At 61.0% G+C, this 14,020-nt stretch carries 15 protein-coding genes; 1 reads left to right on the top strand and 14 read right to left on the bottom strand.

Annotated elements, in window-relative coordinates; genetic code table 11:
- Positions 1-26: 26 nt before the first annotated feature.
- Together NH398_RS14030 and NH398_RS14025 are read right to left on the bottom strand one after the other, a co-directional pair.
- Positions 27-284, bottom strand: a complete 258-nt coding sequence (locus NH398_RS14030; RefSeq protein ID WP_159341178.1) for a hypothetical protein — start codon at positions 282-284, stop codon at positions 27-29.
- An 18-nt stretch (positions 285-302) separates the two neighbouring features.
- A complete protein-coding gene (locus NH398_RS14025; RefSeq protein ID WP_159341179.1) occupies positions 303-1,106 on the bottom strand; it encodes a M48 family metallopeptidase in 804 nt (267 codons plus the stop codon).
- 96 nt (positions 1,107-1,202) lie between these two features.
- Between NH398_RS14025 and NH398_RS14020 the strand changes: the two genes are divergently transcribed.
- A complete protein-coding gene (locus tag NH398_RS14020) occupies positions 1,203-2,075 on the top strand; it encodes an ATP-binding protein (protein ID WP_159341180.1) in 873 nt (290 codons plus the stop codon).
- Positions 2,076-2,090: 15 nt separating this feature from the next.
- On the opposite strand, the gene NH398_RS14015 is transcribed toward NH398_RS14020, so the two are convergent.
- The 12 genes from NH398_RS14015 to NH398_RS13960 form a co-directional block, all read right to left on the bottom strand.
- Positions 2,091-2,705: a hypothetical protein gene (locus tag NH398_RS14015; RefSeq protein WP_253019031.1), complete on the bottom strand. Its 615-nt coding sequence runs from the start codon at positions 2,703-2,705 to the stop codon at positions 2,091-2,093.
- A gap of 173 nt (positions 2,706-2,878) precedes the next feature.
- Positions 2,879-4,282, bottom strand: a complete 1,404-nt coding sequence (der, locus tag NH398_RS14010) for a ribosome biogenesis GTPase Der (RefSeq protein WP_159341182.1) — start codon at positions 4,280-4,282, stop codon at positions 2,879-2,881.
- Positions 4,279-5,460 (bottom strand): outer membrane protein assembly factor BamB, encoded by a 1,182-nt coding sequence (gene bamB, locus NH398_RS14005; protein WP_253019030.1) that lies wholly within the window; start codon positions 5,458-5,460, stop codon positions 4,279-4,281. Before bamB ends, der begins: the two co-directional genes overlap by 4 nt.
- The gene (locus tag NH398_RS14000; RefSeq protein WP_159341184.1) at positions 5,460-6,119 is read right to left on the bottom strand and encodes a tetratricopeptide repeat protein; all 660 of its coding nucleotides are present in this window, start codon (positions 6,117-6,119) and stop codon (positions 5,460-5,462) included. Before NH398_RS14000 ends, bamB begins: the two co-directional genes overlap by 1 nt.
- Before the next feature lie 80 nt (positions 6,120-6,199).
- Entirely contained in the window at positions 6,200-7,507 is a 1,308-nt protein-coding gene (hisS, locus tag NH398_RS13995; protein WP_253019029.1) for a histidine--tRNA ligase, read from the bottom strand.
- Positions 7,508-7,577: 70 nt separating this feature from the next.
- A complete protein-coding gene (ispG, locus tag NH398_RS13990; RefSeq protein ID WP_253019028.1) occupies positions 7,578-8,693 on the bottom strand; it encodes a flavodoxin-dependent (E)-4-hydroxy-3-methylbut-2-enyl-diphosphate synthase in 1,116 nt (371 codons plus the stop codon).
- A gap of 8 nt (positions 8,694-8,701) precedes the next feature.
- The gene (locus NH398_RS13985; protein WP_253019027.1) at positions 8,702-9,700 is read right to left on the bottom strand and encodes a RodZ domain-containing protein; all 999 of its coding nucleotides are present in this window, start codon (positions 9,698-9,700) and stop codon (positions 8,702-8,704) included.
- 40 nt (positions 9,701-9,740) lie between these two features.
- Positions 9,741-10,475 (bottom strand): type IV pilus biogenesis/stability protein PilW, encoded by a 735-nt coding sequence (pilW, locus tag NH398_RS13980; protein ID WP_253019026.1) that lies wholly within the window; start codon positions 10,473-10,475, stop codon positions 9,741-9,743.
- A gap of 119 nt (positions 10,476-10,594) precedes the next feature.
- Positions 10,595-11,779, bottom strand: a complete 1,185-nt coding sequence (gene rlmN, locus NH398_RS13975; RefSeq protein WP_253019025.1) for a 23S rRNA (adenine(2503)-C(2))-methyltransferase RlmN — start codon at positions 11,777-11,779, stop codon at positions 10,595-10,597.
- A gap of 82 nt (positions 11,780-11,861) precedes the next feature.
- Positions 11,862-12,287 carry a nucleoside-diphosphate kinase gene (ndk, locus tag NH398_RS13970; protein WP_159341190.1) on the bottom strand — a complete coding sequence of 142 codons (426 nt, stop codon included), beginning with the start codon at positions 12,285-12,287 and terminating at the stop codon, positions 11,862-11,864.
- 178 nt (positions 12,288-12,465) lie between these two features.
- The gene (locus NH398_RS13965; RefSeq protein ID WP_159341191.1) at positions 12,466-12,792 is read right to left on the bottom strand and encodes an iron-sulfur cluster assembly accessory protein; all 327 of its coding nucleotides are present in this window, start codon (positions 12,790-12,792) and stop codon (positions 12,466-12,468) included.
- Between the two features lie 54 nt (positions 12,793-12,846).
- Complete coding sequence (locus NH398_RS13960) at positions 12,847-14,016, bottom strand: aminotransferase class V-fold PLP-dependent enzyme (protein WP_159341192.1); 1,170 nt, start codon at positions 14,014-14,016, stop codon at positions 12,847-12,849.
- Positions 14,017-14,020: the final 4 nt, after the last annotated feature.

Below are 14,020 nucleotides of genomic sequence, written 5' to 3'. Positions count from 1 at the left end.
TCACGAGAGCGAGAGAAAGGGTCGGTCTAACGCGGTTTGGTATAAAAGCCCACCATGCACATCACCAACCCCACCACGGATAGCAGCATGCCGCCGTTCACCAGCAGCGGTGAACGCTCGAGCCACGACACGAAGGGCTGTGGCGTGTCGTAGCAAGCCCCCTCCAGGTAGTTCCAGTAGCCGCCATCGAGCTGGCAGGCGCGAACGTCCCCCAACTCCCAAAAGTAAACGCCTAGCAGCACCAGAATCGGCAGCACTAACAGCAGTAAACCCAATCGGATCATGAAAGCCTCGAATGGCCGCTACGGTCGCGGACAGTTAGGAGTACGGCCGCTGTTGCGAGCCTGCTCGTAGGTGGCCAGCGCTTGCTCCATATTGGCTTGCAGGCCTTGAATCCGCTGGCCTTGGCTGGGGTGCGTCGACATCCAGGCAGGAGGCGCACCGCCGCCCGACGCGGCCTGCATGTTTTCCCATAGCGTGACGCTTTCACGCGGGTCGAAGCCCGCTTGCGCCATGAGCTGTAGGCCTATCACATCGGCCTCGCTTTCATGACGGCGGGAGAAAGGTAGCGCAATGCCGTACTCGGCCCCCAAGCCGAGCACACCCATCAACTGCTGGCCTGCCGGTGTCTGCATGCCCGACGTGCTGGAGATGACCGAAAGGCCCAGCGACGTGGCGCTTTGTGTCGAAGCACGCTCGTTGGCGTGGCGCGCCAGCACGTGGCCGATTTCATGGCCGACCACCGAGGCGAGCTGGTCCTGGCTGGTGGCGATGTCCAGCATACCGGTGTTCACACCCATGTAGCCGCCAGGCAGAGCAAAAGCGTTCGGCTGCTCGGACTCAAACACACGAATTTGCCAATCCAGGTCGCGCTGCTCGTTGGGAAGCACGTCGACAATGGCATTGGTGATGCACTGCACGTAACGGTGGCTCGCCTGACCCGCAGTCGGAATGTTTTGCTGATATTCGGCGAAGGCCTGTTGGCCCATTTGATTGAGCTGATCATCGGAGAGCAGCAGCAGCTGTGAACGACCGGTGGGTGACGTCGAGCAAGCGGCGATCGAGGCGCAGAGCGCCGTAACCGCTAATGGGCGAAGCCAACGCATAGACAGTTTCCTTATAGACGAGTAGGGATCCTTGCACACAAGATAACCACTGGCAGTGGTAAATCAACCCTATCATAACGCACTCTGAGGATGACGATGGATGCCGAATTAAGCCAGCGCCTAGCGCGGTTACTCGATCATGTCGACCACTGGCTGCCGCCAGCGCCCACGCCGGTTGCGTGGGAGCATCACGTGGCCGCCATCTGGCAACGCCACCCACTGGGCGGGCGGCTAGTGCCGGTGCCCCCAAGAGACACCATGACGCTGGAGGATCTGCTGGGCATCGAGCGTCAGAAGCAGGCGCTGGTCGATAACACCCGCGCCTTTTTGCAGGGTCTGCCCGCCAACCACGCGCTGCTATGGGGCTCCCGGGGGAGCGGTAAGTCGTCGGTGATACGGGCGTTGCTCAATTCACTCGCCGATGAAGGCTTGAGACTGATCCAGGTCGACCGTCACGACCTGGCAAGCCTGCCGCTGTTGGTAGAACAGTTGCGTCATCAGCCGCACCGCTTCGTGGTGTATTGCGACGATCTGTCGTTTGAAGGCAACGACGATGCCTACAAAGCGCTCAAGAGCGTGCTGGATGGTGCGCTGACCGGGCCGCCGGATAACGTGTTGCTCTATGCCACTTCGAACCGTCGCCATCTGCTGCCGGAGTCGATGGAGGACAACAGCGGCTCACGGCTGGTGGGTGACGAATTACATCACGGCGATGCGGTGGAAGAGAAAATCTCCCTCTCGGATCGTTTCGGCCTGTGGTTAGGCTTTCATCCGTTTAGCCAAGCGGCGTACCTGGAGGTATGCGAACACTGGGTAGGGCGTATCGGCGGAAAACAGGACTGGAATGAGGCTGCGCGGGCGGAAGCGATTCGCTTTGCCACACTGCGCGGCGGGCGAAGCGGCCGGACGGCGTGGCAGTTTGCGGCCCAGTACGTGGGCCGCAAACGGCTGCATGAGCGGGGTGAGTGACGCGCTGGGCAAGCCTTAGCGTTGGGGGATGAGCTGCCCGTCGGCGCCCACGTTCAAGCGAATGGTTGGGGTGAGCAGACCAGCGGGCAGTGTCATGCCCAGGCCGCGCAAATCCCCTGGGGTGATGGCCAGCTCACTGCCCGCAGGCAGCTCCCCTTGGCTGGCAAGTTGGCTCGCCAGCTCTAGCATCGGCGTCATGTGCTGCTGGTCGGCAGCCAGCACATCGAAAGCCACCGGCAGGCGGAGATTGGAATCTTCCCCTGAGGTGAGCGTCACGTTCTGGGCATAGTTGCCCTGTACGGGGTCGACGCCGGGCATGTCCAGCGTCCAGCGAAAGCCCGACATCTCCACCGGAGGCATGCCAGCGGGCAGGCCAAGCCCCATCGCCAGGGTCGCTTGCACCGGCAAGCTTCCAGCACCCAGGCTAGAGGCCAGCAAACTCGATAGATCGCTGGTGTCCAATCCGGCATTGACGCTATAAGGGCCAATGCGTACGTCCTCGATGCCGAGTGAGGTGACCGCTAAGCGAAAAGCAAACAGTCCCGTTTGGGGCAGTGCCAAGCAGCCGGTCAAGAGAGTCGCCAGCAGCAGTAAAACCAAGCCGCGTCCGCGACGAACAGCGTCGTGCATGTCAGTCCCTCCTAAGAAGGGCAAGAGTGATAGAGCAGGTATCTACAGGGCAGGTGTCGAAAAGCGCCGCTATTTGAGAGCGGGCAGTGGTGTCTGTCAAGCAGATTTGCGGGAGGAAGAGCATTAAAAACGCCCACTGAATCGTCAGTGGGCGTTGAGGTGAGAGATAACGCTTAACGGCGGCTCTTGCGCGCCTCTTTGGTGCGGTTGAGCTCGCGTTTTTTGGCTTTCTCTTTATCGCTGGCGCCCGCCATGTGATCGAACGGGTTATCGCCCGAGCGGAACTCGAAGCGCATCGGCGTGCCGCGCACCTTCAACACTTTGCGGAACGTGTTGGTCAGGTAGCGGCGGTATGCCTCGGGCAGCGAGGCCGTCTGGTTGCCGTGTACCACGATAATCGGCGGATTGCTGCCACCCTGGTGAGCCATACGCAGCTTGATGCGGCGTCCATTCACCATGGGAGGTGGATGCTGGCTGACCGCATCCTGCAGCAGCGTGGTGAGACGGTTGGTCGACCAGTGCGCGTTGGCGGCGTTGAACGCCCGCTCGATGGAGGGGTACAGATCGCCCACCGCCGTACCGTGCAGGGCGGAAATGAAGTGCAGCTCGGCGTAGTCGGCAAAGCCCAGACGTCGCTTGATATCGGCGCGCATCTTCTCTTTGGCTTCGCTCTCCAGCCCGTCCCACTTGTTCACGGCCAGCACCAGCGCACGGCCGGTGGTGAGCACATAATCCAGCAGGTGCAGATCCTGCTCGACCAAGCCGCTGCGGGCATCCAGTACCATGACCGCCACGTGGCTCTCTTTGATCGCATCCAGCGTCTTGATGATCGAGAATTTTTCGGCGATTTCGCGCACGTTCTTGCGCCGCCGAATGCCGGCGGTGTCGATCAGTACGTACGGCTTGCCGTTGCGCTCGAAGGGAATTTCGATGGCATCACGGGTAGTGCCCGCTTCATCGAACACGACCACGCGCTCTTCACCGAGCAGGCGGTTGACCAGCGTGGACTTACCTACGTTGGGGCGGCCGATGACGCCAATGCGAATGCCTTTGGTGCCCGTGTCGGCGGGGATGCTGGCATCCCGCTCAGGGAAAGGTTCGAGGACCGTATCGATCAACAGCGATACGTTGCGGCCATGAGCGGCCGCAATCGGCCAGGGGTCGCCCAAGCCTAGCTTCCAGAAGTCGGCCATGGCCGAGTGCTCTTCCAAGCCGTCGGTCTTGTTGACCACCAGCCAGGTTTTCTTCTGATTGACGCGCAGGTGATTGGCGATCGCTTCATCGGCAACGTTCAGCCCGGCGCGGGCATCGACCAAGAACAGCACGATATCGGCTTCGTCGATGGCCGCGAGGGACTGTTCGGCCATCGCGGCATCGATGCCTTCTTCGTCACCGCTGATACCGCCGGTATCGATGACGGTGTACGCCTTTCCACCCAGCATGCCGTTACCGTATTTACGGTCACGGGTCAGGCCAGGAAAGTCTGCCACCAGCGCATCGCGCGAGCGGGTCAGACGGTTAAACAGCGTCGATTTGCCCACATTGGGGCGACCGACTAATGCAATGACGGGTGTCATGGAGTGACTTCCAGGGTTTCCAGGCGACCATTGTTGGCCTGGACATGAATGGTGCTGCCTTCCGTGACCGGGCGCACGCTAATACCTGAATCATCGATTCGGGTGCGGCCGACCAGGTTGCCATCGCGGGCGTCGATCAGATGGACATAGCCTTCGAAATCGCCCACGACGATACGGCCATCGGCAAAGGCGGGAGCGGTGAGCCAGCGATCTTCGAGATCGTCGTTACGCCAAACTTCCTGACCGCTGTTGGCATCGAGGGCCACGACGTGGCTGTCGTCGCTGACCACGAACAAGAAGTTGCCCACCAGAATTGGCGTGTGGCGGCTAGAAAGGTTGGTTTCCCACAAGACACCGCCACGGGTGGCTTCCAGGGCGACCACACGTCCATTGTAGCTAGTCACGAATAGGCGTCCATCGGGGCTGAGAACCGGCTGACCGGACAGGTCCACCAGCCGCTCGACGTCGCTGCGTCCGCGTGGGGTAGCAATCTGCATATCCCACAGAGCTTGGCCGCTGCGGTTATCCAGCGTGGCCAAGCGTCCGTTAGCCAAGCCCACGAAGGTGACAGGATCGATGACCATCGGCGTTCCGGTGCCGCGTAGCGTCAAGGCAGGCTGCGAGCTGGTGTAGACCCAGCGCTCTTCACCGCTGGCGCGATCCAGGGCCGTGATTTGGCCATCCACGCTCTGAACCAACAACAATTGCTGGTTGGCCTGCGGGGCCGCCAACACTTCGCTGGAGACCCGCGAGCGCCAAGCAACGCTACCGTCTCGCTGGTCGAGGGCAATCACTTCACCGTTGCGGGTGCCGAGATACACTTGACCGGCAATGGCATTCAGCGCGCTGGAAACCGGGCTATCCAGCTCGATTTCCCACTCACGCTCGCCGCTATTGGCATCGAACGCGGCGACCAGGCCGTTGGCGTCGGCGGCGAAGACCGTATCGCCCTCACGCGATGGGGCGATGGGGTAGCGGGCGCGGCCGAAGCCATCGCCAACGTGACGATCCCAAACGCTGTCCAGCGATGACGTTTCATCGAAGTTGCGCAGCTCTTTGGGCGTGAAGGCAGGCTCACCTTTGCTGGCACAGCCAGCCAACAGTGCCAACGCCACGGCACCCAGGGTGGTGCGCATTAGATGTTTGGAAAAGAGCGGTTTTGACAGGCTAGTCGTCATCACTGTGTCGCCTCCTCGGCGCCGAGATCGTCAAGCTTGAACTGCACGCCGTAAAGCGGCTGGTTCTTCGTTTGGGCGAGTGACTGGGCGGTTTGCCATGCCTCGCGCGCCTGCTCGGGCTGATTTTGCGCGAGGAAGGCATCGCCGCGTACGTTGGCTTGTTGGGCCGCCAGCGCGTCAGAGATGGGCTGATCGAGCAGCGCCAGCGCAGCATCGGGGTTGCCCTGTGCCACTTCGATGCGTGCCAAACGCAGCCAAGCTACGCTTTGTACATAGCGGCGCGAGGAGTTGCTGGCGACGTCCTGCAGCGCCTGCTTGGCGGTGGACAGGTCGTCTTGCTCAACGGCAAGACGAGCCTCCAAGAGCTGTGCCAGTTCGGCATACAGCGTGTTGCCGTAGTCGTCGGTGAGCTCATCGATCAGCGTCTGTGCTGCGCTTAGCTGATCGCCTTCCAAGGTCGTGCCAGCCGTCATATTGATGAGCTGTTGGTAACGGGCAGAGGCGGCTTCCGCCTTGCCTTCTTGATAGTTCTGCCACGCATTCCAACCAAAGACGCCCGCCGCAGCGAGAACGGCACCGGCAATCAGCGAGGTTCCGTTCTCTTTCCACCAGCGTTTGACGACTTCTAGCTGCTCTTCTTCGCTTCTCAGCTCCGCCACGGGCGGCCTCCTGTTCCATAGGTCAGCCGCCAATGCGGCTAACGAGTGTTCATCTGCCCAGTCGGTGCTGGGCAGCGATGTTAGTGAGACGGTACGTTCGACAGTAACTCGCGAAGCGCGTCGGCCAGCTCGGTCTGGGACACTTGCTGCTGCTCGCGATCATCACGCAAAAACTTCAACGTGGCGGTTTGGTGGGCTAGCTCGTCCTCGCCTAGCAAAATCGCCACCGGCGCGGCGCTTTTATCGGCTTTCTTCATCCGGCTTTTGAAGCTGCCGCCGCCGCAGTGCAGCTGCAGGCGTAACGAAGGCAGCGCACTGCGCAGCTGTTCGGCGAGCGTCAGCGCGGCCACGGTGGCGCTGTCATCCATCGGCATCAAGTAAACGTCGCAGCCGCCCAGCGCTTCGTTGGGCACTAGGTCGAGGGTGTCCAGCAGCAGGATCAGGCGTTCGATGCCCATGGCAAAACCCACTGCAGGCGTGGGTTTGCCGCCCAGCTGCTCGACCAGACCGTCGTAGCGGCCGCCAGCGCACACGGTGCCTTGGCTGCCCAGTGCAGTGGTGGTCCACTCGAACACCGTGCGGCAGTAGTAGTCCAGGCCGCGCACCAAACGTGGGTTGACCACGTACGGAATCCCGGCGGCATCCAGCATCGCTTTGAGCTGCTCGAAATGCGCGCGGGACTCGTCGTCCAGGTGGTCCATCAGCTGCGGAGCCGCGTCGAGCATCTCGGCCATCTCTGGGTTTTTCGAGTCCAGAATGCGCAGCGGGTTGCTGGTCAGGCGCCGCTTGGAATCGTCATCGAGAATATCGTGGTGCTGCTCGAAGTAAGCCACTAGCTTATCGCGGTAGGCCGCACGGGCGTCAGCCGAGCCTAGCGAGTTCAACTCCAGGGTGACGTGCTCCATCAAGCCCAGCTCTTGCCACAGACGTGCCGAAAGCAAAATGACTTCGGCGTCGATATCCGGGCCTTCGAAGCCGTACGTCTCGACACCCACTTGGTGGAACTGGCGATAGCGTCCTTTCTGGGGGCGCTCGTGACGGAACATCGGCCCCTGGTACCAAAGCCGCTGGGTTTGGTTATGCAGCAAACCGTGTTCCATGGCCGCCCGCACGCAGCTGGCGGTGCCTTCGGGGCGCAGCGTCAGGCTGTCACCGTTGCGGTCGTCGAAGGTGTACATCTCTTTTTCGACGATGTCGGTGACTTCACCAATCGAACGGGCAAACAGCGCCGTCTGCTCCACAATCGGCGTACGAATTTCATCGAAGCCGTAACGGTGCATGAGTTGGCGTACTTTGCCCTCAAAAAATTGCCAGCGAGGGCTGTCGCTGGGCAATAGGTCGTTCATACCACGGATGGCTTGAATCTTTTTAGCGGCGGACTTGCTCAATGAAAACTCCTTTTGGGGCGGCAGCACACGAGGCGGGACGCTCACACCGCCTCTTTCAGCCACTGGGACGTTAAACGCTGCGCGCAATCATGTTCTCTTGCTGCTGCTCTTTTTGACGCACTTTGTCGCGAATCAGCTTTTCCAGATCGTCGACGAGGTGGTCATTGCGCAGCTTGCTCGCCGGTTTGCCATCGATATAGACCAGGTTGGCAGGCGAGCCGCCGGTGAGGCCGATATCGGTCTCTTTGGCTTCGCCGGGGCCGTTGACCACACAGCCAATCACCGAAACGTCCAGCGGTGTCATCACGTCTTCCAGGCGCTCTTCGAGCTGGTTCATGGTGCTGATGACGTCAAAGTTCTGCCGCGAGCAGCTGGGGCAGGCGATAAAGTTAATGCCCTTGGCGCGCAGCTTCAGGCTCTTGAGCATATCGAACCCGACCTTGACCTCTTCAACCGGGTCGGCGGCCAACGAGACGCGAATGGTATCGCCGATACCGTCCATCAGCAGCATGCCAAGGCCAATAGAGGACTTCACCGTACCCGAACGCAGGCCGCCTGCTTCGGTGATACCCAGGTGCAGCGGCTGCTCGATGCGGGTAGCCAAGTCGCGGTATGCGGCGACGGCCATGAAGACATCGGAGGCCTTGACGCTGACTTTAAACTCCTGGAAATCGAGGCGGTCCAGGTGGTCAATATGGCGCATGGCGGACTCGACCAGTGCCGCAGGCGTGGGCTCGCCGTACTTCTTCTGCAGATCTTTTTCCAGCGATCCGGCGTTCACCCCGATACGGATTGGAATGCCGTGGTCGCGGGCGGCGCTTACCACAGCGCGTACGCGATCTTCCCGGCCAATATTGCCGGGATTGATGCGCAGACAGTCAACGCCTAGCTCAGCGACGCGCAGGGCGATTTTGTAATCGAAATGAATGTCGGCAACGAGTGGGACGGCTACGCGCTGTTTGATTTTGCCGAAGGCTTCAGCGGCGTCCATATCCGGCACGGAGACGCGGACGATATCCGCGCCCGCTTTTTCCAACTGTTGGATCTGGCCGACGGTGGCGTCCACATCCAGCGTGTTGGTGTTGGTCATGCTCTGTACGGAAATCGGCGCATCGCCGCCCACGGCCACATTGCCAACATGAATTTGGCGTGACAGACGGCGTTTAATCGGAGAAGGGGCGTGCATAAGACGGGTCACTCTCCCAGGGTAAAGCGGGCAACGTTATTGGCACCGGCGCGCTCGGCAAGGTTGACGAGCTCACCTTGGTAGCGCAGTTCTACACCGGTGGCGTTGCCGACGGTTAAACGAAAAGGCGGCTCGCCCTCAACGCTCGCGGTGGTGCCGGGGGTTTGCAGACCGACAAACACGCGTTGGTTGTTGGCATCGAAAATTTCGGTCCAGGACTGCTCGTTGAACGTCAGCTCGAGCAGGTTGGGATTGGTCGCCGGGGCGGCCTCGGCGACGGTGTCTTCGGGCGCGTCTGCGTCGGCGGTCGGAGCGTCGGTTTCGGCTTCTGTCACCTGGGCGTCAGGCGTTTCTTCGGTGGCCTGTACGCGCTCGTCAGTGTCAGCCACGGGCGCGGTGCTGTCGTCGCTGGAGGCGCTGTCGGTAGACGCGTCGCTGGCTGCATCGCTCGTCAGCTCTTCGGTGACGGCAGGTTCAGGCGTGACCACCGGGGTAGGCTCGGGCGCTGGCTCAGGGGACGGTTCGCTCATGGGGGCGTCGTTCTCTTCCATGGCGGGGGAGGCGCCGATGCTCGGCGGCTCGCTGCCGCCGCGGCTCTGCCACCAAGCCACCGTCACGGCAATCAACCCGACGATCACCAGCAGCGTGACCAGTTTGAACAGCCACGCGCCGACCTTGGAGGGGGGCTTGGTGACGGCGACCGGCGTGACTTTGCGTTCCGCGTCGCTGGTGCCGTGGCGGGCTTGATAAGCGTCGAGCACCACGCGGTCATCCATGCCCAGGTATTTGGCATAGGCACGCAAATAGCCGCGACGATACGCGGCAACGGGAATCTCTTCGTAATTATCACGCTCCAGGCCATCCACCACGGCCGGGCGCAGATTGAGGGCGCGGGCGGCATCCGCCAGCGGGACGCCGAGCGATTCGCGTTGACGAGAGAGCAACTCACCAGGGGTTGCCGTGCTGTGGGCCGTAGTAACGCTATCGTGTAACTGTGTGTCGCTCATAGCTGAGCATCCTTCAATAATGTGGTGATCAGGGCGGCAATCAGTTGTTTAGCAAGCGCTGGTAGTCGGCAGCCGCGGCGTCGTCACCGCGGGCGAGGGCGACATCGATCGCCATTTCCAGTGCCGCTGGGTCTGGGCCCGCTAGCTGCAAATAGTTCTGCAGCGGTGCCCAGGCCTGATCATAATTGCCCTGCGAAACTTCCAGTTCGGCTAACATTAAATACCCGCGTGGGTTGCGCGGGTCGATGCTTTGCGCGCGTTGCAAACGTTCGCGCGCTTTTTCCAATTCGTCGATGGCCAAATAACACTGGCCCAGGTTGGTAAAGAGCTGGGCGCGATTGGCATATTGGGCATCTTGGGATGCCATTTCTAACTGTTCGCAGGCTTTGGAAAACTCGGCCTGCTGATACAAAAACGCCGCGTAGTTGTTACGCGCGCGGGTGAACGATGGCTCGGCATCCAGCGCCTGCTGGAAGTAACGGTTGGCCAGCTCGCTCTCCCCTTGCTGTTGGTAGACCAGCGCAAGCGCTTGAAGTGCCTCCGCATGACGCGGGTTCAACTCCAGGGCGCGGTCGAGGGCGTTCAGTGCGCGTGGCAGGTTATCACGCTCTAGGTAGGCGACGCCAAGCTGGGTATAGGCATCTACCGCATCGGGATTGGCATCAGTACGGACCCCCTGGCCAGAGGTGGCACAGCCCGCCAGCAGCAGGCTGCCAGCAAGCACGGACAGCATGGGCATCCTGATGGAGGTAATGCGCCTGCGGTGACCGATCATCTACGCCCTCTTGAGTCGAAACGGTTGAGCCAGTGCCGTACTGCGGACGCTTGGCGAGCGCCCGGCAAAAAACGTGTCCATCAAAGCGCTGTGTCGGTTGGAAGTCAAGACAGCAGCGGTTAGTCAGCGTCGAGCTGCACGGACTGAATGTAGCGTGCGCTGCGCTTGGTACGGTCTTTCACACGGCCTACCAGCTGACCACAGGCGGCATCGATGTCGTCACCGCGGGTGGTCCGCACGGTGGCGTTGTACTCTAGATCGTACAGCCACTGTTGAAAGCGCATCACTTGGTTACGTGAAGGCTTCTCATAACCTGAATTCGGGAACGGGTTAAACGGAATCAGGTTGATTTTGCACGGCAGTTCTTTAAGCAGCGCGGCGAGCTGCTCAGCGTGCTCCTGCTGATCGTTGACGTCTTTGATCAGCGTGTATTCGATGGTGACCTGACGGTTATCGGGACACTTGGCCAGATAGCGGTGGCAGGCATCCAGCAGCGCACGGATGTTGTACTTACGGTTGATCGGCACCAGTTCGTTGCGCAGCTCATCGGTGGAGGCGTGCAGCGAAATGGCAAGGCTCACATCCAGTTCGTCGCCTAGTTTGTCCATCATCGGCACGACGCCAGAGGTGGAGAGCGTGACGCGACGTTTGGAGAGCCCGTAGCCGTTATCGTCGAGCATCAGCTTCATGGCAGGCACGACGTTATCGAAATTGAGCAGCGGTTCGCCCATCCCCATCATGACCACGTTGGTCACCGGGCGGTTGGCGGTATCACGGCGCGGGCCCACGCTGCGTTGGGCGACCCACACCTGGCCGATGATCTCGGCGGCGGTCAAGTTACGCTGGAACCCCTGCTTGCCAGTCGAACAGAAGCTGCAGTCCAGCGAGCAGCCCACCTGGGAAGAGACGCATAGCGTGCGCCGCTTTCCGTTCTCGGCCGGAATCAGGACCGTCTCGACGTAGCTGCCATCTTCCACCTCTAACACCCATTTACGGGTACCGTCGCTGGACGTGCCTTCGTAGACAACCCCTGGGCCGCGAATTTCAGCGACTTGGGCGAGCTTGTCGCGCAGCGGCTTCGACAGGTTGGTCATCGCCGTAAAGTCGTCGATACCCTCCTGGTGAATCCACTTCATGACCTGCGTGGCGCGAAACTTCTTTTCGCCGATCGACAAAAAGAACGCTTCCATCTGCTCGCGGGAGAGACCCAGCAGGTTCTGTCGAGCGGGAGACGCGTGTTCGGTCGTCGCGCTATCGGGCGTTGTGTGAGTGGCAGGCGTATGTTGAGCTACGGTGGTGGTCATGGCGGTCAGCGTTCAGAAAGAGGCGGGGGCAGAGCCCCCGCGAAAATGGCCGGCAACGAAGGTTGAAACGGCGGCGCTTGGTTTAGCGCGGGCAGATTTCGTCGTTACCGAAGAAGTAGCTAATTTCGCGCTCGGCGCTTTCCGGAGAATCAGAGCCATGGACAGCGTTGGCGTCGATTGTTTCCGCAAAGTCGGCGCGGATGGTGCCCGGAGCGGCTTCTTTCGGGTTGGTGGCACCCATCAGCTCACGGTTTTTCGCGATGGCGCCTTCGCCTTCCAGTACCTGTACGACGACCGGACCAGAGGTCATGAAGCCAACCAGGTCTTTGAAGAAGGGACGCTCTTTGTGCTCGGCGTAGAAACCGCCTGCCTTCTCTTCAGAGAGGTGCAGCATTTTGGCGGCTACGACTTGCAGGCCGGCTTTTTCAAAGCGAGCGATGATGTCGCCAATGGCATTTTTTGCAACGGCATCGGGCTTGATGATGGAAAGAGTACGTTCAGTCGCCATGCAGAAATCTCCTTAAAAGGGATAAAGCAGAAATTGCCGCCCCGGAAAGCCGGGGCGGCGCAGGAAAAAAGTGGTCGGCTAGGGCCGTCGGTGGCAGCGGCTGCCGAGTGGCCGCGATTATAGCGCCTCCCGGTGGGGATGAATACCGGTGATGTGCGCAACCGTCCTGGCGGGTGGTTCAGACCGTGAAGCTTTCACCGCAGCCGCACTGATCTTTGACATTGGGGTTGTTGAAGCGGAAAAAGCGGTTCAAGCCTTCGTTGACGTAATCCACTTCGCTGCCGTCCAGCATCTCTACCGCGTCTGGCGCGACGTACACGCTGGCACCGTGGGCTTCGAAGCGCACGTCGTCCGCTTGGGCTTCGTCGGCGAAGTCCAGTACGTAGCTGTAACCCGAGCAGCCGCTGGGTTTGACCGATACCCGAAGGCCCAGGCCTTGGCCGCGCTCGTCGAGTACGCGATGGATCTGTTCAGCCGCAGCGGGGGTAATGTTCAGTGTTGCCATGGAGCGTTCTCCTTTGAGAAGTCGTTAGCCGTGCGTCAGGAGAGCGTCAGCCGCCTAACGTGCGTTGGCACGTAAGCCGCTCACCGCGTGGCGCAGTAAGGTTAGTGCGTGGTCGATCTCGGCCGCTTGGGTAAAGCGCCCAACGCTGATACGTAGCGATGAGAGCGCCAGCCGACGGGGCGTGCCAATGCCCAATAGAACATAAGAGGGGTCGACGCTGGCCGAGTTGCAGGCCGAGCCGGTGGATACCGCGACGTCCCGCAGTGCCATCAACAGCGCCTCGCCATCGACACCTTCGAAGGCCAGATTGACGATGTTGGGAACGACGTTCTCGGATGGCGAGTTGGGAACGACGCCCTCCAGATCGGCCAAGCCACTTAACAAGCGCTCGCGTAGCGCGGTGATGCGCGCTTGGTCATCGTCCTGCTGCTGCTGCATGACGGCAAAGGCTTCCCCCATCCCGGCGATCTGATGGGTGGGCAGCGTGCCGGAACGCATGCCGCGCTCATGCCCGCCGCCATGAATCAGCGCTTCGATGCGAATGTCTGGGTGGCGCTTCACGTACAGCGCGCCAACACCCTTGGGGCCGTAGGCTTTATGGCCCGAGAGCGACATCAAATCGATATGCTGGGCGATGACGTCGAGCGGCACTCGTCCTACCGCTTGCGCGGCATCGGTATGAAAGGCCGCGCCAAAGTCATGGGCGACGTCTGCCAAAGCGGCAATGTCATTGATGCTGCCCAGTTCGTTATTCACCGTCATGAGCGATACCAGCGCCGTATCGTCGCGCATGGCGGCGCGCAGCTGTTCGGGCGTCACGCGCCCGTCGCGGCCGGGGGGCAGCCAAGTGACCTCGAAGCCTTCACTCTCCAGTGCCTTAGCGGTATCCACCACGGCTTTATGCTCGATGGTGGAGGTAACAAGGTGCATGCCACGTTCGCGGTTGGCGCGCATGAAGCCAATCAGCGCGAGGTTGTTGGCTTCGGTGGCACCGCTGGTCCACACGATTTCACGCGGGTCGGCGCCAATCATGTCGGCCACTTGGCGGCGCGCCTGCTCGACCACCTGTTCGGCTTGCCAGCCCAGCATATGGCTACGGGAGGCGGGATTGGCGAAGAGTTGGTCGACCGTGAGGTAACGCTGCATGACCTCGGCCACGCGATCATCGACCGGCGTCGTGGCGGCATAATCGAGATAAATGGGCAGCGAGGGAGTAGCAGTCATCGTC

The organism is Halomonas sp. CnH100-B (assembly GCF_024124605.1).
Lineage (GTDB): Bacteria > Pseudomonadota > Gammaproteobacteria > Pseudomonadales > Halomonadaceae > Vreelandella.
This window is presented reverse-complemented; position numbering and strand designations above follow the sequence as displayed.